We start from the raw sequence: 18,654 nt of genomic DNA on the forward strand, positions 1-18,654 counted from the left end.
CGGCACCGCGGCGGAACGGGTCAGTCGGAGACGCGGACGGAGCGGTCGAAGGCGACGTAGCCCGAGAAGTCCTTGCCGACGCGGTCGAACGCCGTCGGGTAGGGGTGCGGGTACGACCAGGCCTTGTCCTTCTGCAGGCCGTCGCCGGTCTGCACCGAGAAGTACTGGCACTCGCCCTTCCAGGGGCAGGTGTAGGGCGTGGGGCTCTCGACGAGCACGCCCTCGGCGATGCTCGACGGCGGGAAGTACCAGTTGCCCTCGATCGAGATCAGGTCGGAGTCGGGGGCGTCGGCGAGGACGACGTCGTTGAGGACGGCTTTCATGCGGGCCAGCTTTCGGTCGGGACGGGGGCGGAGGGACCGCCTCCGCCGAACGCTACGCCGGGGGCGGGCGAGTGGTCGAGGCGGCGGCTCGGATCCGCAGGGGCTTGTGCGCTCCGCGGACGCCCTGCACCGCTCGGAGGTCGCGCCCGCCGGAGCGGCGGGTCAGCGGAGGACCGCCACCTCGTCGACGGTGTCGACCCGGGCGGCGGCCCGGACCTCGTCCGCCCGCCCCTCGGCGGCGAGCAGGCGGCCGGACTCGGACGCGGTGAGCAGGTGCGCGCACGCCCGGCGCAGGCCCTCGTAGGACGCGCAGGCCACCGCGGCCTCGGGCGAGACGTGGTCGATGCCCAGTCCGATGAGTGCGTCGACGACGGCGCCGGCCGCCAGCTGGTCCTCCATCGCGAACCGCGCCCCTCCGCTGTCGTCGACGTCGCCGAGGGCGATCACGTTGACGCTCGTGCGCCCGCCGTTCTCGTGCTGGCGCTCCAGGATCCAGCGGGCGACGGCCGAGCGGTCGGCCAGGCCCGCGCGGACGACGCGGCCCTCCACACCCCCGAGGTCGGGGCCCTCGCCTCCGGGCAGGGCGTCGACGAGCACCGTGACGTGGGCGGGGGCGAGCACGCGGAGGGCGCGGGCCCCCCACTCGAAGCGGATCTGGTAGGTCGACTGGTCGACGGAGGCGGCGGGAGCGGTCACCCTGACACGGTAGCGAGCACCGGAGGCGCATACACGTCCGGGGCTCCGCGCGCACCCGGTTCCCGCGCGGGGGCGGGCGGAGGAGGATGTCCCTCGTGAAGGTGATGCTCAAGCACGTGCTCGACACCGACGCCGACTCCGCCTGGCGCGCCCTGCAGAGTCCGGCCGTGTTCCGGGAGGTGATGTCCCCGCTCCTGACCGCCGCGTCGCTGGACGAGGGCGGCTTCCGCCCGACCTGGGGGCTCGGCTCCCACGAGGTCGCGATGGACGCCCTCGGGATCGTGCCGATGGGCGCGCAGGAGATCGACCTCTCCTACCGCCGCGTCCCCTCGATGCCCGACGTGCGGATCCTGCGCGACAGCGGCGGGCCCCTCACCGGCTCCCTCCGCCTCATCACCGCGTGGGACCACCGCATGGCCGTCGCCCCGCTCCCCGACGGGCGCACGCTCTTCCGCGACCGCCTCGAGTTCTCGGCGGGCCTCGCCTCGGCCGCGCTCTGGCCGTCGATGTGGGCGTTCTGGCAGTGGCGCGGCATCCGCATCCGCTCCCTCGCACCGTCCTGGCGCCACGATGTCGGTGCCGACACCCGCCCGCGCGGGGAGTCCGCCGCATGAGCCCCGACGGCGTCGCCGAGGAGGAGACCGAGCTGTCACGCTCGGAGCTCCTGCGCCTCCAGTGGCCCTCCGCCGACGAGGAGGAGCAGGACGACGACGGCGTCTCGCCCCGCCGCCGCCTCACGAACGCGGTCGAGGTGTCGGACTGGCGCCGCCACGTCCAGGCCCTCTACGCGGAGGTGCGCCGGCTCTCGAACGTGGACCTGCTCGCCGCGCACGCGTCCTGGATCCGCGGGCGCAACGCGCTCTTCGCGCAGCACCCTTCCACCCCCCTCCTCCCGGCCGACCGCGCGCACTTCCGCTCCCTGCCGATCGCGCCCTACGACGCGGCCTGGCGCTTCGAGCTCGAGGTGGCCCCGGCCGAGGAGGCGCGGCGGATGGACGTGGAGACCGGCACCGACGGCACCGTCCCCTTCGAGCTGATCGGCACGGTCGAGGTGCCGGACGCCGGCAGCCTCGACGTCTGGCGCCTCGCGTCCTACGGCGGAGGCCTGTTCGTGCCGGTCAAGGACGCCCTCGCGGGGACACCCGGCGGCACCTACGGCGGCGGCCGCTACCTCCTGGACACCGTGAAGGGCGCCGACCTCGGTCCGGGCTCCGCCCCGGGGACGCTGGTCCTCGACTTCAACTTCGCCTACAACCCCTCCTGCGCCTACGACCCGGCCTGGGCCTGCCCGCTCGCCCAGGCGGGCAACCGGCTGCCGGTCGAGGTGCCGGTCGGCGAGCGCTACCGGGGCTGACGCCGACCCTGGACGTTCTCGGAGGGGCGGCCGATAGCCTCCGGGCGGCGCCGTCGTGCGCCGGAAAGCAGGAAAGCCGCATGCCCCGTCCCGTCCTCCTCGTCACCGGAACCTCCACCGGCATCGGCCGCGCCACCGCGATCGAGGCCGCGCGCGCGGGCTGGCGGGTGGTCGCCACCGTGCGGGATCCGGAGCGGGCGGAGGGCCTGCGCGCCGCCGCCGCCGAGGCCCGCGTCGAGCTCGACCTGCGGGCGCTCGACGTGACCGACGCGGACTCCGTCGCCGGCTGCCTCCGCGCCGTGGAGGAGGAGCTCGGCGGTCTCGACGCCCTCGTGAACAACGCCGGAGCCGGCCACCTCGGCACCCTCGAGCTGGAGGATCCGGAGGAGCTGCGCCGCGTGATGGAGGTCAACTTCTTCGGCACCGTCGCGGTCACCCGCGCCGCGCTGCCGATGCTGCGCTCGTCCCGCGGCCGCATCGTCACCGTCTCGAGCGTCGGCGGCGCGATCGGGCAGCCGTTCAACGAGGACTACTGCGCGGCGAAGTTCGCGGTCGAGGGGTTCTTCGAGGCGCTCGCCCCGGTCGCCGCCTCCGTCGGCGTCCACGTGTCGCTGATCGAGCCGGGAGCGGTCCGCAGCAGCTTCGTCGAGAACGTCGGCATCGACGCGGCGGCGATGCTCGCGCAGGCCGGCCCCTACGCGCCGGCGCTCGGCGCCTACCTCGACCGCGCCGCGTCGTCCTTCTCCTCGACCCACGCGCAGGACCCGTCCGACGTCGCCGCCGTCATCCTGAAGACCCTGCGCGACCCGGAGCCGGCCTTCCGCGTGCAGACCTCGGACTGGGCGGGCGACTTCGTCGGGACCAAGCTGAGCGACCGCGACGGGTCCCGCGTGCAGGCCGCGATGCGCGGATGGATCGGCATCCACTAGAGTGGGATGGTGCGAGCGCAGCGACTGCGCTCCCCCGCGTCGTAGAACGCCCCTTGTCCCCTAGGACTCTGACCGTCGAGGATCCGTCCCGACCATCTGGCGCACGTGCATGAGGCCCCCGGCCGCGCGCACCGAATCGTACGGCGAACGGATGTGACCACCGTCACCTTCGCCCGAACGCCGATCACCCGCGCCCCGGCCACCGCCCGCGCGTCCTCGATCGGCATGATGCCCCCGAAAGGCACCACTCCATGTCGAACACCCCCCTCTCCTTCAGCGCCCTCGGCGTGCCGGCCCCCCTCGTGGCCGCGCTCACCGCGAGCGGCATCACCGAGCCCTTCCCGATCCAGGTCGACACGCTGCCCGACACCCTCGGCGGACGCGACGTCCTCGGCCGCGGCAAGACCGGCTCCGGCAAGACCCTCGCCTTCTCCATCCCGATGATCGCCCGACTCGGCGGCTCGCTCGCCGGCGGACGCCGCCGCCCCGGCCGCCCGCTCGGACTCGTCCTCGCGCCGACCCGCGAGCTCGCCACGCAGATCACCGCCGCGATGCAGCCCCTCGCCGACGCGTACGGCATCGTCACCACCACGATCTTCGGAGGCGTCTCGCAGCAGCGCCAGGTCGCCGCGCTCAAGCAGGGCGTCGACATCGTCGTGGCCTGCCCGGGCCGCCTCGAGGACCTGATGAAGCAGGGCTTCGTGAACCTCGACGCCGTCGAGATCACCGTCCTCGACGAGGCCGACCACATGGCCGACCTCGGCTTCCTGCCGGTCGTCACGCGCATCCTCGACAAGACCCCCCGCGGCGGGCAGCGCCTGCTGTTCTCCGCGACGCTCGACAACGGCGTGGACAAGCTGGTCAAGAAGTACCTCCAGAACGAGGTGCTCCACTCGGTCGACGAGGCCAACTCGCCGGTCGCGCTGATGACCCACCACGTGTTCGAGGTCGACGGCCTCGACGCCAAGAACGCGCTCGTGAAGACCCTCGCGTCCGGCACCGGCCGCCGCATCCTCTTCATGCGCACCAAGCACCACGCGAAGAAGCTCGCCAAGCAGCTCACCGGCCAGGGCATCCCCGCGGTCGACCTGCACGGCAACCTCTCGCAGGTCGCCCGCGACCGGAACCTCGCCGCGTTCGGCGCCGGCACCGTCAAGGTCCTCGTCGCCACCGACGTCGCCGCCCGCGGCGTGCACGTCGACGACGTCGAGCTCGTCATCCACGTCGACCCGCCGATGGAGCACAAGGCGTACCTGCACCGCTCGGGCCGCACCGCCCGCGCCGGCAGCGAGGGAGACGTCGTCACCGTCGTCCTGCCCACGCAGCGCAGCGACGTGAAGACCCTCCTCCGCAAGGCCGCGATCCAGGTCGCGCCCCAGCAGGTGACGGCCGACTCGGCCGCCGTCGCGAAGCTCGTCGGCGACGTCGCTCCGTACGTCACCCCCAGCGCCGTCGTCGAGCCCGTCCGCAGCCAGTCGCAGGGCGGACGCTCGCAGGGCGCCAACGCGCAGCGCAAGCGCGCGGCCCGCACCGAGGGCACCGCCGCACCCCGCGGCGGACGCTCGACGGGTGCCGCGACCGGCGGAGGCGACCGCCCCCGCCGCGACCGCACCGCCGCCGAGGGACCCGCCCGCGGCGGCGCCCGCGGAGGTCGCAGCCGCTCGGCCGCCGGCGCCCCCTCGACCTCGGGCGGATCGCGCTCGTTCTACAGCACCGCGACCGGCGGAGCAGCCTCGGCCGCTCCCGCCCGCGAGTCCGCCGGCGGCGGCGCCCGCCGCGGCGGCCGCCGCGCGCAGGGCTGAACCGTTGTGTGCGCCGCAGAGCGGCGCACCGCGGTCGGCCGGCAGGACGGTCGCGATCCGCAGAGCGGGTCACGACCGGCTAGGCCGATCCGCTGACACGCGGATCGACCGTTCGCCTCGCAGGAGGCGGCTGGTCCGGGGGCTGGGCGCTCGGTGATCGCACTTCAGCGCTCGTCCTGATCAGGACGACAGCACCACGAAGGGCCGGGGCCCGCGATCACAGGTCGCAGGTTCCGGCCCTTCGTCGTTCGCGCTTCAGATCTCCGAGCAGAGCCCCGTGCAGGGAGATCCGGAAGTCCTCACCGCGTCGCGAGCAGTCGATCCTCTGCTCTTCGCCGTCGTCGGGCAGCGCCGCCACCTGTCCTCGCCCGACAACGGGAGGTCCAGTGGACACCGGGTCCACGAGCCGAACGGCGGATTCGCGTGCCAGCGAATCCGTCTAGGCGAACGCCCGACGCTCCACCCGCCCGGCCGTCCCTGAGAGCCGACCGCGGCGCGCCGCCCCGCGGCGCGCAAGAAGTCCGCTCCGCGCCGCTAGGACAGACGCCCGACGGAGGCCAAGGCGGCGCGGATCAGCGCGCCCCGCCCGCCCTCCATCTCGGCGGAGATCGCGTCGGAGCAGGCCTCGTCGGGGGTCATCCAGGTGAGCTCGAGGGCGTCCTGGCGGGGGTCGCAGGTGCCGGTGACGGGGACGACGTAGGCGAGGGAGACCGCGTGCTGGCGGTCGTCGGTGAACGGCCCCATGCCGGGCATCGGGAAGTACTCGGCGACGTGGAAGGGGAGCGGGCTCGCCGGGAGGAGGGGGAAGGCCATCGGGCCGAGGTCCTTCTCGAGGTGGCGGAACAGCGCGTCGCGCAGCGTCTCGCCGTACATCACGCGGCCCGACACGATCGTGCGGGTGATCTGGCCGGAGGAGGTCGCGCGCAGGAGCACGCCGACCTCGGTGACCTGCCCGAGCCCGTCGACCCGGACGGGCACGGCCTCCACGTACAGCAGCGGGAGCCGCCGGCGGATCTCGGCGAGTTCGTCGTCGGACAGCCACCCGGAGTTCGGGTCAGGGGTGCGCACGCTCATGCAGCCATTCTCACCCTTCGCGGCTGGTGTTCCGACCGGCGGCGGCGATCCCGCGCTCAGGGGGATGATGGTGCGATGGGAATCGACGCGAACGCGGTGCTGTGGTCCTCCTCCGAGCGCGACCGCGTCGGCAGGCCCCTCCTGGTGCTGCTGCACGGCTACGGCTCGCACGAGGGGGACCTGTTCTCGCTCGGCGCCTACCTGCCGCTGGAGCCGGTCCTCGCGTCCCTCCGGGCGCCTCTTGCCCTGGGTGGCGGGGCGAACGCGTGGTGGCCCCTCCGTGTCCCGCTGGTGCCGGACGAGCCGCGGGCCGATCCCGAGGCCGTCGAAGCGGCGGCGGCCGGTGTGATCGAGTGGCTCGACGCTCTGGAGCACCCGGGTCCGGTCGGGCTGCTGGGCTTCTCCCAGGGCGCCGCGCTGGCGGTGCAGCTGCTGCGGCGCGCGCCGGGCCGCTTCGCCTTCGCGGTCGCCCTGTCCGGGTTCGTGGTCCCGCTCGCCGAGGGCGACGACGCGGACGAGCGGCTCGCCCGCGAGCGTCCGCCGGTGTTCTGGGGCCGCGGGACGCTCGACACGGTGATCCCGGAGGAGCTCGTGCGGGACGCGGCGGCCTGGTTCCCGGAGCACACGGCGCTCGACGCCCGGGTCTACGAGGGCGTCGCCCACGGAGTCGGGCAGGCCGAGCTCGCCGACATCGGCACGTTCGTCCGTCTCGGCTTCGCCTGACGGGCGGACTCCCCCCCCGTCAAGGGCTCGCCCCCGGGCCGCGGCCCCGGCAATGTCGGAGGTGGCAGGGAGGATAGGTGCATGCCGGACGTCCTCGAGCGCTTCTCCCCCGCCACGCGCGCGTGGTTCGAGGGCGCGTTCCCGGCGCCGACCGCCGCCCAGGAGGGCGCCTGGTCGGCCATCTCGAGTGGAGCGCACGCCCTCGTGGTCGCTCCCACCGGCTCCGGCAAGACGCTCTCGGCCTTCCTCTGGGCGATCGACCGGCTCGTGCAGGGCCCGCCGCCGGAGGATCCGCAGCACCGCACGCGCGTGCTCTACGTCTCGCCGCTGAAGGCTCTCGGCGTCGACGTCGAGCGCAACCTCCGCTCGCCGCTCGTCGGCGTCACCCAGACGGCGCTGCGGCTGAGCGCCGAGGGCATCGGCAGCGCGCCGGCCACGGTCACCGTCGGGGTGCGCTCGGGAGACACGCCCGCCGCCGAGCGGCGCGTGCTGCAGAAGACGCCGCCGGACATCCTGATCACGACCCCCGAGTCGCTCTACCTCATGCTCACCTCGGCGGCGCGCGAGTCGCTCCGCGGCGTCGAGACGGTCATCGTCGACGAGGTCCACGCCGTCGCATCGACCAAGCGCGGGGCGCACCTCGCCGTCTCCCTCGAGCGGCTCGACGCCCTGCTCCCGAAGCCGGTGCAGCGCATCGGCCTCTCGGCGACGGTGCGCCCGCGCGAGGAGGTGGCCCGGTTCCTCGCCGGCCGCTCCCCGGTCGCGATCGTGGCTCCGGCGTCCGAGAAGCAGTGGGACCTCAGCGTCGTCGTCCCGGTGGAGGACATGTCCGAGCTGGGGACGGCGGCTCCGCAGGACGGATCGACGATGGGGGCCACCGGTCCGCAGAGCGGGTCGATCTGGCCGCACGTCGAGGAGTCGATCGTCGACCGGGTCCTCGCGCACACCTCCTCCATCGTCTTCGCGAACTCCCGCCGCCTCGCCGAGCGGCTGACCGCCCGGCTCAACGAGATCTACGCCGAGCGCCGCGAGCTCGCCGCGGAGCGGGCGCGTGAGGCGGGCGAGCCCGTGGCGGTCGGGGCCCTGCTCGCCGAGGCGGCCTCCTCCTCCGTCCGCCGCTCCCCGGCCGAGGCGATGGGAGCGGCCGGCGGCACGAGCGGCAGCGGGCAGTCCGCGCCCGACGAGGAGCCGCTGCTCGCCCGCGCCCACCACGGCTCGGTGAGCAAGGAGCAGCGCGCGATCATCGAGGACGACCTGAAGTCCGGCCGCCTGCGCTGCGTGGTCGCGACCTCGAGCCTCGAGCTGGGGATCGACATGGGCGCGGTCGACCTCGTCGTCCAGGTCGAGACGCCGCCCTCGGTCGCGAGCGCCCTGCAGCGCGTGGGTCGAGCCGGCCACCAGGTCGGCGAGGTCTCGCGCGGGTCCTTCTACCCCAAGCACCGGGCCGACCTGCTCCACTCCGCCGTGACGACGGAGCGGATGCGCTCGGGCCTGATCGAGGCGATCGCCGTCCCCGCGAACCCGCTCGACATCCTCGCCCAGCAGACCGTCGCCGCGACTGCCCTCGAGAGCCTCGACGTGGACGACTGGTTCGACACCGTCCGCCGCAGCGCGCCCTTCGTGTCCCTGCCCCGCTCCGCCTACGAGGCGACCCTCGACCTGCTCTCGGGCCGCTATCCCTCCGATCAGTTCGCGGAGCTGCGGCCGCGCCTCGTCTGGGACCGCGACGCGAACACGCTCACCGGCCGGCCCGGCGCCCAGCGCCTCGCCGTCACCAGCGGCGGCACCATCCCCGACCGCGGGCTCTTCGGCGTGTTCATGGTCGGCGAGCCGGGCTCGACCGGCAACCGCGTCGGCGAGCTCGACGAGGAGATGGTCTACGAGTCACGCGTCGGCGACGTCTTCGCGCTCGGAGCCACCAGCTGGCGCATCCAGGAGATCACCTACGACCGCGTGATCGTGACGCCGGCGTTCGGCGAGCCCGGGCGCCTCCCGTTCTGGAAGGGCGACTCGCAGGGGCGCCCCGCCGAGCTCGGCGAGGCGATCGGGGCGTTCACCCGCGAGGTGGGCGCCGCCGCCCCCGAGACGGCCCGCGAGCGCTGCACGGCGGCCGGCCTCGACGAGTACGCGACCAACAACCTCCTCTCCTTCCTCGACGAGCAGCGCCTGGCCACAGGGCAGATCCCGGACGACCGCACCCTCGTGCTCGAGCGCTTCCGCGACGAGCTGGGCGACTGGCGGCTGGTGCTGCACTCCCCGTACGGGATGCAGGTGCACTCGCCGTGGGCGCTCGCCATCGGCGCCCGCGTCCGCGAGCGGCACGGCGTCGACGGAGCGGCCATGGCCGGGGACGACGGCATCGTCGTGCGGATCCCCGACACGGAGTCGGAGCCGCCGGGCTCCGAGCTGTTCCTGTTCGAGCGCGAGGAGCTGGAGCAGCTGGTCACGAGCGAGGTCGGCGGCTCCGCCCTCTTCGCCGCCCGGTTCCGCGAGTGCGCGGCGCGGGCGCTCCTGCTCCCGAGGTACAACCCGGGCAAGCGCTCCCCGCTCTGGCAGCAACGGCAGCGGGCGGCGCAGCTGCTCGACGTCGCCCGCACCTACCCGACCTTCCCGATCATCCTCGAGACCGTCCGCGAGTGCCTCCAGGACGTCTACGACCTGCCCGCGCTGCTCCGGCTCGCCGCGCGGCTGGACGGGCGCGAGCTGCGGATCCTCGAGGTCGAGACGCCGACCGCCAGTCCGTTCGCGCGGTCCATGCTCTTCGGCTACGTCGCGGCCTTCATGTACGAGGGCGACAGCCCGCTCGCCGAGCGCCGTGCCGCGGCGCTCTCGGTCGACGCGACGCTCCTCGGCGAGCTGCTCGGCCGGGCGGAGCTGCGCGAGCTGCTCGACCCGGCCGTCCTCGCGCAGATCGAGCGCGAGCTGCAGCGCGTCGAGCCCGAGCGCCGCCTCCGCGGGCTCGAGGGCGCCGCCGACCTGCTCCGGCTGCTCGGCCCGCTGACGCTCGACGAGCTCGGGGAGCGCCTGGTCGACGAATCGGTCGCCTCGGCGGACGTCGCGAAGGCGCCCGCGATCGAGCGCGCGGTGCTCGAGGCCGACGTCGCCGCGCTCGTGAAAGCGAAGCGTGTCCTGCCCGTCGGGCTCGGCGGCGAGCAGCGGTACGCCGCGATGGAGGACGCCTCCCGGCTCCGCGACGCTCTCGGCGTGCCCCTGCCGATCGGCGTCCCCGTCGCCTTCATCGACCCGGTCCGCGATCCGCTCGGCGACCTCGTCGCCCGCTACGCGCGCACCCACGGCCCCTTCACCGCCGCCGTCGTCGCCACCCGCCTGGGCCTCGGCGTCGCGGTCGTCACCGACACCCTGCGCCGCCTCGCGGGCGAGCGCCGCGTCTCGGAGGGCGAGTTCCGCCCCACCGGCACCGGGACCGAGTGGTGCGACGCCGAGGTGCTGCGCCGCCTGCGCAGCCGCTCTCTCGCCGCGCTCCGCAAAGAGGTGGAGCCGGTCGACGCGGCCGCCTACGCCCGCTTCCTCCCCGCCTGGCAGCATGTCGGCGGCTCGCTCCGCGGCATCGACGGCGTGGCCTCCGTGATCGACCAGCTGGCCGGCGCGCCCATCCCCGCGTCCGCCTGGGAGTCGCTGATCCTGCCCGCCCGGGTGCGCGACTACTCCCCCGCGATGCTCGACGAGCTCACCGCGACCGGCGAGGTCCTCTGGGCCGGCGCGGGCACCCTCCCCGGCAACGACGGCTGGGTGAGCCTCCACCTCGCCGACACGGCCGGTCTGACCCTCCCTGTCCCCGCCGCCGAGTCCGTGACCCTGACCGAGCTCCAGCAGGAGATCGTCGGCGTACTCGGCTCGGGCGGCGGCTACTTCTTCCGCCAGCTCTCCGACGCGGTCGGCTCCACAGACGACGCCGGCCTCGTCGAGGCCCTGTGGGAGCTGGTCTGGGCCGGGCTCGTCACGAACGATACCCTGGCGCCGCTGCGCACCCTCGTCGGCTCCACCGGCGGCGCGCACCGCCAGCCGCGCGCCCCCGCCCGCGCCCGCGCGCCCCGGGGTCGGATGACCGCCCGCCCCACGATGGCCACCCGCGTGGGGCCGCCGACCGCCGGCGGCCGCTGGTCGATCGTGCCGCTCGCGGAGTCGGACGCGACGATCCGCGGGCACGCGCTCGGCGAGACGCTGCTCGAGCGGTACGGGATCGTCACCCGCGGCTCCGTGCAGGCCGAGGGCGTCCTGGGCGGCTTCGCCCTCGCCTACAAGGTGCTGAGCGGCTTCGAGCAGCAGGGCCGCGCCCGGAGGGGCTACTTCATCGAGAAGCTGGGAGCAGCGCAGTTCGGCACCGCCGGCAGCGTCGACCGGCTCCGCACGTTCGCCCCGCAGGACGAGGCGCAGGAGCGCTCACGACCGGTGCTCGCGCTCGCGGCGACCGACCCCGCCAATCCGTTCGGCGCCGCTCTGCCGTGGCCGCAGGGCGAGGGGCACCGCCCCGGTCGGAAGGCCGGCGCGCTGGTCGCCGTCGTCGACGGAGCGCTCGCGGTCTACCTCGAGCGCGGCGGCAAGACCGCCCTCACCTTCACCGCCGACGAGGCGACCCTCGCCGACGCGGCCGGCGCCCTCTCGCAGCTGGTCCGCTCCCGCGGGGTCGAGAAGCTGACCGTCGAGAAGATCGACGGCGTCTTCGCGCTCGGCACGCCCTTCGGCGACGCCCTCGTCGCCGCCGGCTTCGTCGCGAATCCGCGCGGCCTGAGGATGCGCTCGTGAGCGCCGGAGGGAGCCCGCGTGCCCGAGGGTGACACCGTCTACCGATCCGCCCACAACCTCGCCGAGGCGCTGGACGGCGAGGTCCTGACCCGGTGCGACGTCCGCGTGCCGAAGTACGCGACGGTCGACCTCACCGGCGAGACGATCGACGAGGTCGTCCCCCGCGGCAAGCACCTGCTGATGCGTGTCGGCGACGCGCTGATCCACTCCCATCTCAAGATGGAGGGGAGCTGGCACCTCTACGCCCGCGGCGAGGGCGAGCGGCCGAAGTGGCACCGGCCGGCGTTCCAGGCCCGGATCGTCCTCGAGACCGAGGACTGGCAGGCGGTCGGCTTCGAGCTCGGGCTCCTCGAGATCGTCCCGCGCTCGGCCGAGGAGGACGTGGTCGGCTACCTCGGCCCCGATCTGCTCGGCGCCGACTGGGACGCGGACGAGGCGCTGCGACGCCTGTCCGCCGATCCGGAGCGGCCGATCGGGCTCGCGCTGCTCGACCAGCGGATCATGGCCGGACTCGGCAACGTCTACCGCGCCGAGCTGTGCTTCCTGCGCGGCGTTCTGCCCACGCGCCCGGTCGGCGGGAGCGGCGACCTCGTGCGCACCATCGCGCTCGCGAAGCGGCTCATCACCGTGAACCGCGAGCGGATCGAGCGCACGACGACCGGCAACCTGCGCCCGGGCCAGCAGCTCTGGGTCTACGGCCGCGACCGCAAGCCGTGCCGGCGCTGCGGCACTCCGATCGAGCGCGGTGAGCTCGGCGACGACGAGCTGCAGCTGCGGGTCACCTACTGGTGCCCGCACTGCCAGAGCTGAGGGGCTACTCCTCGACCGCGGAGCGGCGCCCGGGGACGTGCTTCTCGTGGACGCCGACGTCCGTCAGGCGCTCGATGCGGTCGACGTGGCGGCCGGGCTCGCCGCCGTCCGCGACGATCCAGCTGCCGACGAGGAGGAACCCGTCGCGGCCGCCGGCCGTCAGCGGGCCCGTGATCGTGAACGACCCGAGCGCCGGAGTCGAGAACGCCACGCGCACCGGGTCCCCGTGCTCGAGCCCCTCGGCCGAGCGCTCCCCGCCGACCTCCTCGGCGTCCGGAGCCAGGGCGACGCTCTGGATCTCGGTCCCCGTGCCGAGGAAGACGTCCGCGACGACGAGCTCGCCGCCGACGGCCTGGCGGACGACCCCCTCGATCCCGTAGAGGCCGTAGCGCGGTGAGCGGACGAGGACGCGCACTGAGTCGCCGATCGCGACCTCGGCGAGAGCACCCCGGATCGAGGCGACGTCCCTCCGCGCGGGAGGGGCGGACAGGGCGTCGAGGATCGGGCTGGGCATCCGATCAGGGTAGCCGCTCCGGGAGCGCACCCGCCCGGCGGATCGGCGGCGGATCCCGGGCGGCCGTGGCGCCAGGTTGCATCGGCCGCCGACGCCAGGCGCGAGCGGCGGAGCGCCGGCCGGAAGGCTCCGGGACCGCGAGACCCCGGCACTGCGGAGTCACCGGCACCGCCGGGAGACGCCGGTACTGCGGCAGACCCAGGCACCGCCGGGAACGACGAAGGCCCCGCCTGAGCGGGGCCTTCGGACGATGCGGAGTCGGTGGGATTTGAACCCACGGAACCCAATAAAGGGTTCTCCACCTTAGCAGGGTGGTGCACTCGACCGGACTATGCGACGACTCCTGAGCGCCCGCTGGCGGACGCACGACGACCATCATAACCGCACGCGCGAGGGCCTCGCGACACGGGCGCCCGCCCCTCCGCGGGAGGGCGAGAAGCCGCCTACTGGTCCGACAGGGGCCGGCCGATCGTGCAGGTCTCCTGCTGCGCGGTCTGCCCGGAGACATCGCTCGGGAGGGTGACCGGCCCGTCGGGTGCGCTCGTCGCGGGGGCGTCGGTCGCGGGGGCGTCGGTGGCCGGCGACTCCGTGGCCGCCGGAGCGCCGGTCGCCCCGGGCTCCTCCCCCGTCGACTGCGAGCCGCCGCCGGTGGTGCCGCTCAACGCGATCGGCTGGTCGGCGAGGAGAGCCGCGTTCAGCGCGGACGCCGCGTCCTCGCTCGGGTACACACCGTTGCCGTCGATGAAGGTCGGGTACTGCACGAAGACCACGTTCGCGAGGTCGACGTCCTTCACCGCGAGGCCGATCGACACGAGGGTGTTCACGTTCTCGAGCGAGGTGGAGAGCTGCATGTTCGAGACGGCCGCCTTCGCGAGGCCGTAGAGGTTCACCGGGTTCGAGAGCGTCGACGCGCTCTTCACCTTGCGCACCAGCGACGACAGGTACACCTGCTGGCTCGAGATGCGGGTGAGGTCGCTGCCGTCGCCGACGCCGTGCCGAGTGCGGAGGAACGCCAGCGCCTCGGCGCCGACGAGCGTGTGCGTGCCCGCGTCGAGGTTCAGCCCCGTGTACTCGTCCTGGATCGGGGTGGCGACGCAGACGTCCACTCCGCCGACCGCGTTCGACATCTCGATGACGCCCTCGAACTGGATGAGCGCCGCGTAGGGGATCTCGAGCCCGGTCAGCTGCTCGACCGTCTGCACGGTGCACGCCAGCCCGCCGGCCTCGAGCGAGGTGTTGATCTTCGCCGAGTCCACCGCGTCCGAGACGGCGCCGGTGGCCGGGTCGGTGCAGGAGGGGATCGGGACGTAGAGGTCGCGGGGGAAGCTGACGACCTCCACGGTCGAGTGGTCGGCCGAGATGTGCATGAGCATCGTGACGTCGTTGAGGTTCTCGGCACGCTCGCCGTAGGCCCCGGCGGCCGATCCGTCGGCGCTGTCGCTGCCGGCGAGCAGGATGTTGACGCCGCCCTCGATCGCCCCGATCTCGGGCACGTCGCCTCCGCCCGAATCGATCCCGAGGTCGACGGAGGGACGCGCGCTCCCGGCGATCAGCGAGGCGGCGATCGCCACGATGCAGACCGCGCTGAGCACGCCTACGCCCACGCAGGCCGCGAGGATCCGCGCGGCGAAGCGCACTCCGCTCGGGCGGCGCAGGCGGCCGTGCCGTGCTGCTGTGGTCCGGGTGGACGCGCGTTCGCTCATCGGGTCGTACTCTCTCTCGGCTGCGGGACGCGTGTCGTCCCGGAGTCAGCGCGCGAGGTGGAGAGCACCCGTGGTGCCGCCCGCCCTCGGCTCAGCCGAAGAAGCCGACCGAGCAGGTCTGCTGGTCGGCGCTCTGGCCGGTGACCGATTCTGGCAGGGCAACCTTGGATCCGTCCTCGGGAGTCGCTGCAGGAGTGCCGGGTGCCGCCTCGGCCGTCGCCAGCGGATCCGCGGTCGCCGGGCCCGACGGAGCGGCGGTGTCGGCCGGAGCCGCCGCCTCGCCCTCCACGGTCGCGCCGGCGCCCGTGCCGCCGGTGATGGCGATCGGCTGATCGGTCTGCAGGGCGCTCGCCAGGACGTCGCCCGCGGCGCGGTCCGGCTCCACCCCGCTCGGAGTCGCCCCGGTCGGGTACTGCGCGAAGACGACGTCCGCGAGGTCGACGTCCTTCAGCGCGAGTCCCATCTGGACCATCGTGTTCACGTTGTCGAGACCGGTCGAGAGCGTCATGTTGCCGAGCGCCGCCTTCGCGAGACCGTAGAGCGCGACCGGGTTGAGGAGGGTGTCCGCGCTCTTGATCTGGCGCACGAGCGCCGAGAGGAAGACCTGCTGGTTGCTGATGCGGGTCAGGTCGCTGCCGTCGCCGATGCCGTGGCGGCTGCGGAGGAACTGCAGCGCCGCCATTCCCTCGAGCGAGTGCACGCCCGGCTCGAGGTAGGTGTTCGTGTAGGGGTCCGCGATCTCGGTCGCGACGCAGACGTCGACTCCGCCGACCGCGTTCGACATCTCGATCACGCCGTTGAACTGCACGACCGCGCCGTAGTCGACCCGGACGCCCATGAGGTCCTCGACGACCCCCGCCACGCAGCCGAGGCTGACGTCGCTGCCCATCGCCTCGTTGATCTTGGTGTCGTACCGGGCGGGGATCGTCTCACCCGTGGCGGCGTTCACGCACTCCGGGATGTCGACGTACATGTCGCGGGGGAAGCTCACGACCGTCGCGTTGCTGTGGTCGGCCGAGACGTGCATCAGCATGTTGACGTCGTTGAGGACGCTCGTCTCCTCGTCGGGGTCGCCGTAGGCGTCGCCCTGGCCCTTCCGCGAGTCGCTGCCGACGACGAGGACGTTGAAGCCGCCCTCCAGTGCGCCGATCTCCGGGGCGCCTCCGGCCTCGACGCTGGAGCCGGCCGCGCCCGGGTGCAGGTCGACCGAGGGCTGCACGGACTGGACGATCAGCGTCGCCGCGATCGCGACCACCGACACCGAGGCGACCACACCGACACCGCCCACGAGGGCGGCTCCCTTCACCAGGGTCCGCGCGAGGGTGTGCCGCTTCTGGCGGCCGTGCCGCACGAAGGGGCGCGGCGTGCGCGGAGTGTCGCGAGTCTGTGTCGAAGGGCCCGTGCGGCGCATCCGTCTCCCGGTGTCGAGGCGTCAATGGTGCGGAGGTGAGGGCCGGGCGTCGGTCCCGGGCGTCGCGCAATCCTATACAGAGGGGTGGCGCGTTCCGAAGGAGAGCGGGCGGCCCTCCGTCGTCGCGCGCCAGGACTGGCGTCGGAAGGCGCCGACGCGAAGAACGGGACTCCGCGGCGGACGGCGTGGCGGAGGGCGTGGGATTCGAACCCACGAGACGTTTCCGCCCACCAGTTTTCAAGACTGGCTCCATCGGCCGCTCGGACAGCCCTCCCGGCCGCTCCCGCAGGAGCGACACCCGATAGTAACCGCCGAGCGCGCGGGACCGTGGTCAGCGCAGCGCCGAGAGCGCGACCGCCACGCCGTCCTGGTGGACCGAGGGGATCACGGCGGAGGCCACGGCCCGCACCTCGTCGGGCGCCTGCCCCATCGCGAGCCCTGCGCCCTCGGCGGCGGCCCAGGTGAGCATCTCGATGTCGTTGCGGCCGTCGCCCAGCGCGACCACGTCGCTCCGCTCGATGCCCAGCTCCTCGCGGACGACCTCGAGCGCGGTGGACTTGTTGACGCCGTGCGGGGCGATGTCGAGCCAGGCGGTCCAGCCGATCGCGTAGCTGACCTGGTGCAGGCCCATCTCCTCGACCAGCGAGGTGAACTCCTCGATCCCGGTCTCTGGCGAGATCACGACGACCCGGGTGCACAGCCGGCCGAGCAGCTCCTCGAAGGGGACGTGGGTCGTCTCGGCACCCATCACGGCACCGCCCGGGAACGCCTCGGTGTAGAAGAAGGCGCCGTCCGCGTCCTCGACGGCGTAGTGCGCGTCGGGGAGGGAGCGGCGGATGGTCTCGAGGACCTCCGTCGGGTCGAAGGTCTCGACCGTCTCGGGGACGTAGGCACCGGACGCGTCCCGGCGGAGCGTGACCGCTCCGTTGCAGCAGATCACGTACTCGGGCGAGATCCCGAGGCGCTCGACAACGGGCAGGGTGGAGGAGGGCGAGCGCCCGGTGGCGAGCATCACCTCGTCGCCCTGGGCGGCCACGCGGGTGATCGCGTCCGTCACCGCGCGGGTGATGGTGCCGTCCTCGTGCATGACGGTGCCGTCGATGTCGAGGGCGACGAGGCGGCGGCCGGAGGCGCGGGCCGCGCTCATGCGACGGGCTCGAGCACCTCGAGGCCGCCGAGGTGGGGCCGCAGCGCCTCGGGGACGAGCACCGAGCCGTCAGACCGCTGGTGGGTCTCGAGGAGGGCGACGATCCAGCGGGTGGTCGCGAGCGTGCCGTTGAGGGTGGCGACCGGAGCCGTCCTCCCCGACTCGGTGCGGTAGCGGGTGTCGAGGCGGCGGGCCTGGAACGTGGTGCAGTTCGAGGTCGAGGTCAGCTCGCGGTAGGTCTCCTGCGTGGGGACCCACGCCTCCACGTCGAACTTGCGCGCCGCGCTCTGGCCGAGGTCGCCGGCCGCCGTGTCGATGACGCGGTAGTGCAGGCCGAGGCTCTGCAGGACGTCCTCCTGGTACGAGAGGAGGCGCGCGTGCTCCGCCTCGGCGTCCTCGGGGAGGGTGTAGACGAACATCTCGAGCTTGCTGAACTGGTGCACGCGGATGATGCCGCGGGTGTCCCGTCCGCCCGAGCCCGCCTCGCGGCGGTAGCAGGTGCTCCAGCCCGCGTAGCGCTTCGCTCCGCCGGAGAGGTCGAGGATCTCGTCGGCGTGGTAGCCGGCGAGGGCGACCTCGCTGGTGCCGGTGAGGTAGAGGTCGTCGTCGCGGAGGCGGTACACCTCGTCGTCGTGCTCGCCGAGGAAGCCGGTGCCGTCCATGATCTCGGGGCGCACGAGGGTCGGCGTGATCAGCGGGGTGAAGCCGGCGGCGAGCGCCTTCTCGAGGCCCAGGTTCATCAGCGCGATCTCGAGGCGGGCGACCAGGCCCTTGAGGAAGTAGAAGCGCGCGCCGCTGACCTTCGCGCCGCGCTGCATGTCGATGCCGTCCAGCAGCTCGCCGAGCTCGAGGTGGTCGCGCGGAGCGAAGTCGAAGACGGGGCGCTCGCCGACCGTCCTGACGAGCTCGAACGACTCCTCGCCGCCCGCGGGGACGCCCTCGATGATCGGGTTGGCGATGCGCTTCACCAGCACGGTGAAGGCGTCCCCGGCCTCGGACGCCTCCTGCTGGGCCTGCTTGGCGGCGGCGGCGAGGCGCTGGGCCTCAACGACGAGCGCCGCCTTCTCGTCCTTCGGAGCCTTGGCGACGGTCTTGCCGAAGGCGTTCTGCTCGGCCCGGAGCCGCTCCGCCTCGGTGATCGCCGCACGGCGCACGCGGTCGGCCTCGAGCGCCTCGTCGACCAGCTCGACGGAGTCGCCGCGCGCCTCCTGCGAGCGCTTCAGGACGTCCGGGTTCTCGCGCAGAAGTACGGGATCAATCACCCCAGCAGTGTAGAGGAGGGCCGGGACGGGCCGCCGCCCGCGCGTACCCCCGGGACCGGCTGAGCATCGGCCGCGAGGAGGCATCCGATCGCGCGGACGGCTGCGAATGTGAGTCATCCCCCGAGAACGTCCCCCCCGCGTT

15 protein-coding genes and 2 tRNA genes are annotated in these 18,654 nt (G+C 73.7%); 7 read left to right on the plus strand and 10 right to left on the minus strand.

Annotation, left to right across the window (positions count from 1 at the left end):
- Positions 1–20: 20 nt before the first annotated feature.
- Together C5C27_RS04740 and C5C27_RS04745 are read right to left on the minus strand one after the other, a co-directional pair.
- Positions 21–323: a DUF427 domain-containing protein gene (locus tag C5C27_RS04740; protein WP_104224584.1), complete on the minus strand. Its 303-nt coding sequence runs from the start codon at positions 321–323 to the stop codon at positions 21–23.
- 162 nt (positions 324–485) lie between these two features.
- The gene (locus tag C5C27_RS04745; RefSeq protein ID WP_104313759.1) at positions 486–1,019 is read right to left on the minus strand and encodes a 2-phosphosulfolactate phosphatase; all 534 of its coding nucleotides are present in this window, start codon (positions 1,017–1,019) and stop codon (positions 486–488) included.
- A gap of 86 nt (positions 1,020–1,105) precedes the next feature.
- Here C5C27_RS04745 and C5C27_RS04750 point away from each other — a divergent pair, with 86 nt between their 5' ends.
- From C5C27_RS04750 to C5C27_RS04765, 4 genes are all read left to right on the plus strand, one after another.
- Positions 1,106–1,633, plus strand: a complete 528-nt coding sequence (locus tag C5C27_RS04750; protein WP_104238079.1) for a hypothetical protein — start codon at positions 1,106–1,108, stop codon at positions 1,631–1,633.
- Positions 1,630–2,373: a DUF1684 domain-containing protein gene (locus C5C27_RS04755; RefSeq protein WP_104238080.1), complete on the plus strand. Its 744-nt coding sequence runs from the start codon at positions 1,630–1,632 to the stop codon at positions 2,371–2,373. The genes C5C27_RS04750 and C5C27_RS04755 overlap by 4 nt, the downstream gene beginning before the upstream one ends.
- Before the next feature lie 80 nt (positions 2,374–2,453).
- Positions 2,454–3,302 (plus strand): SDR family oxidoreductase, encoded by an 849-nt coding sequence (locus C5C27_RS04760; RefSeq protein WP_104308445.1) that lies wholly within the window; start codon positions 2,454–2,456, stop codon positions 3,300–3,302.
- 251 nt (positions 3,303–3,553) lie between these two features.
- The gene (locus C5C27_RS04765; RefSeq protein WP_104238083.1) at positions 3,554–5,104 is read left to right on the plus strand and encodes a DEAD/DEAH box helicase; all 1,551 of its coding nucleotides are present in this window, start codon (positions 3,554–3,556) and stop codon (positions 5,102–5,104) included.
- 534 nt (positions 5,105–5,638) lie between these two features.
- On the opposite strand, the gene C5C27_RS04770 is transcribed toward C5C27_RS04765, so the two are convergent.
- A complete protein-coding gene (locus tag C5C27_RS04770; protein WP_104313760.1) occupies positions 5,639–6,178 on the minus strand; it encodes an NUDIX hydrolase family protein in 540 nt (179 codons plus the stop codon).
- A gap of 75 nt (positions 6,179–6,253) precedes the next feature.
- Here C5C27_RS04770 and C5C27_RS04775 point away from each other — a divergent pair, with 75 nt between their 5' ends.
- From C5C27_RS04775 to C5C27_RS04785, 3 genes are all read left to right on the plus strand, one after another.
- Positions 6,254–6,901 (plus strand): alpha/beta hydrolase, encoded by a 648-nt coding sequence (locus C5C27_RS04775; protein WP_104250889.1) that lies wholly within the window; start codon positions 6,254–6,256, stop codon positions 6,899–6,901.
- Between the two features lie 81 nt (positions 6,902–6,982).
- Entirely contained in the window at positions 6,983–11,665 is a 4,683-nt protein-coding gene (locus tag C5C27_RS04780) for an ATP-dependent helicase (RefSeq protein WP_104313761.1), read from the plus strand.
- 18 nt (positions 11,666–11,683) lie between these two features.
- Positions 11,684–12,475, plus strand: a complete 792-nt coding sequence (locus tag C5C27_RS04785) for a DNA-formamidopyrimidine glycosylase family protein (RefSeq protein WP_104226773.1) — start codon at positions 11,684–11,686, stop codon at positions 12,473–12,475.
- 4 nt (positions 12,476–12,479) lie between these two features.
- Here C5C27_RS04785 and C5C27_RS04790 read toward each other — a convergent pair whose 3' ends face one another.
- From C5C27_RS04790 to serS, 7 genes are all read right to left on the minus strand, one after another.
- Positions 12,480–12,989, minus strand: coding sequence for a hypothetical protein (locus C5C27_RS04790; RefSeq protein ID WP_258066503.1), 510 nt, complete (start codon positions 12,987–12,989; stop codon positions 12,480–12,482).
- Positions 12,990–13,242: 253 nt separating this feature from the next.
- A tRNA-Ser gene (locus C5C27_RS04795) sits at positions 13,243–13,333 on the minus strand.
- A gap of 99 nt (positions 13,334–13,432) precedes the next feature.
- Positions 13,433–14,692 carry an LCP family protein gene (locus C5C27_RS04800; RefSeq protein WP_104313762.1) on the minus strand — a complete coding sequence of 420 codons (1,260 nt, stop codon included), beginning with the start codon at positions 14,690–14,692 and terminating at the stop codon, positions 13,433–13,435.
- Between the two features lie 91 nt (positions 14,693–14,783).
- Positions 14,784–15,998 (minus strand): LCP family protein, encoded by a 1,215-nt coding sequence (locus C5C27_RS04805; protein ID WP_258066504.1) that lies wholly within the window; start codon positions 15,996–15,998, stop codon positions 14,784–14,786.
- A gap of 291 nt (positions 15,999–16,289) precedes the next feature.
- Positions 16,290–16,377: transfer RNA gene (locus tag C5C27_RS04810), tRNA-Ser, on the minus strand.
- 57 nt (positions 16,378–16,434) lie between these two features.
- Positions 16,435–17,250, minus strand: coding sequence for an HAD family hydrolase (locus tag C5C27_RS04815; protein WP_104247582.1), 816 nt, complete (start codon positions 17,248–17,250; stop codon positions 16,435–16,437).
- Positions 17,247–18,512: a serine--tRNA ligase gene (gene serS / locus C5C27_RS04820; protein WP_104313764.1), complete on the minus strand. Its 1,266-nt coding sequence runs from the start codon at positions 18,510–18,512 to the stop codon at positions 17,247–17,249. The genes C5C27_RS04815 and serS overlap by 4 nt, the downstream gene beginning before the upstream one ends.
- Positions 18,513–18,654 lie beyond the last annotated feature (142 nt).

The sequence above is a fragment of the Rathayibacter sp. AY2B7 genome, assembly GCF_002931635.1.
Taxonomy (GTDB): domain Bacteria; phylum Actinomycetota; class Actinomycetes; order Actinomycetales; family Microbacteriaceae; genus Rathayibacter.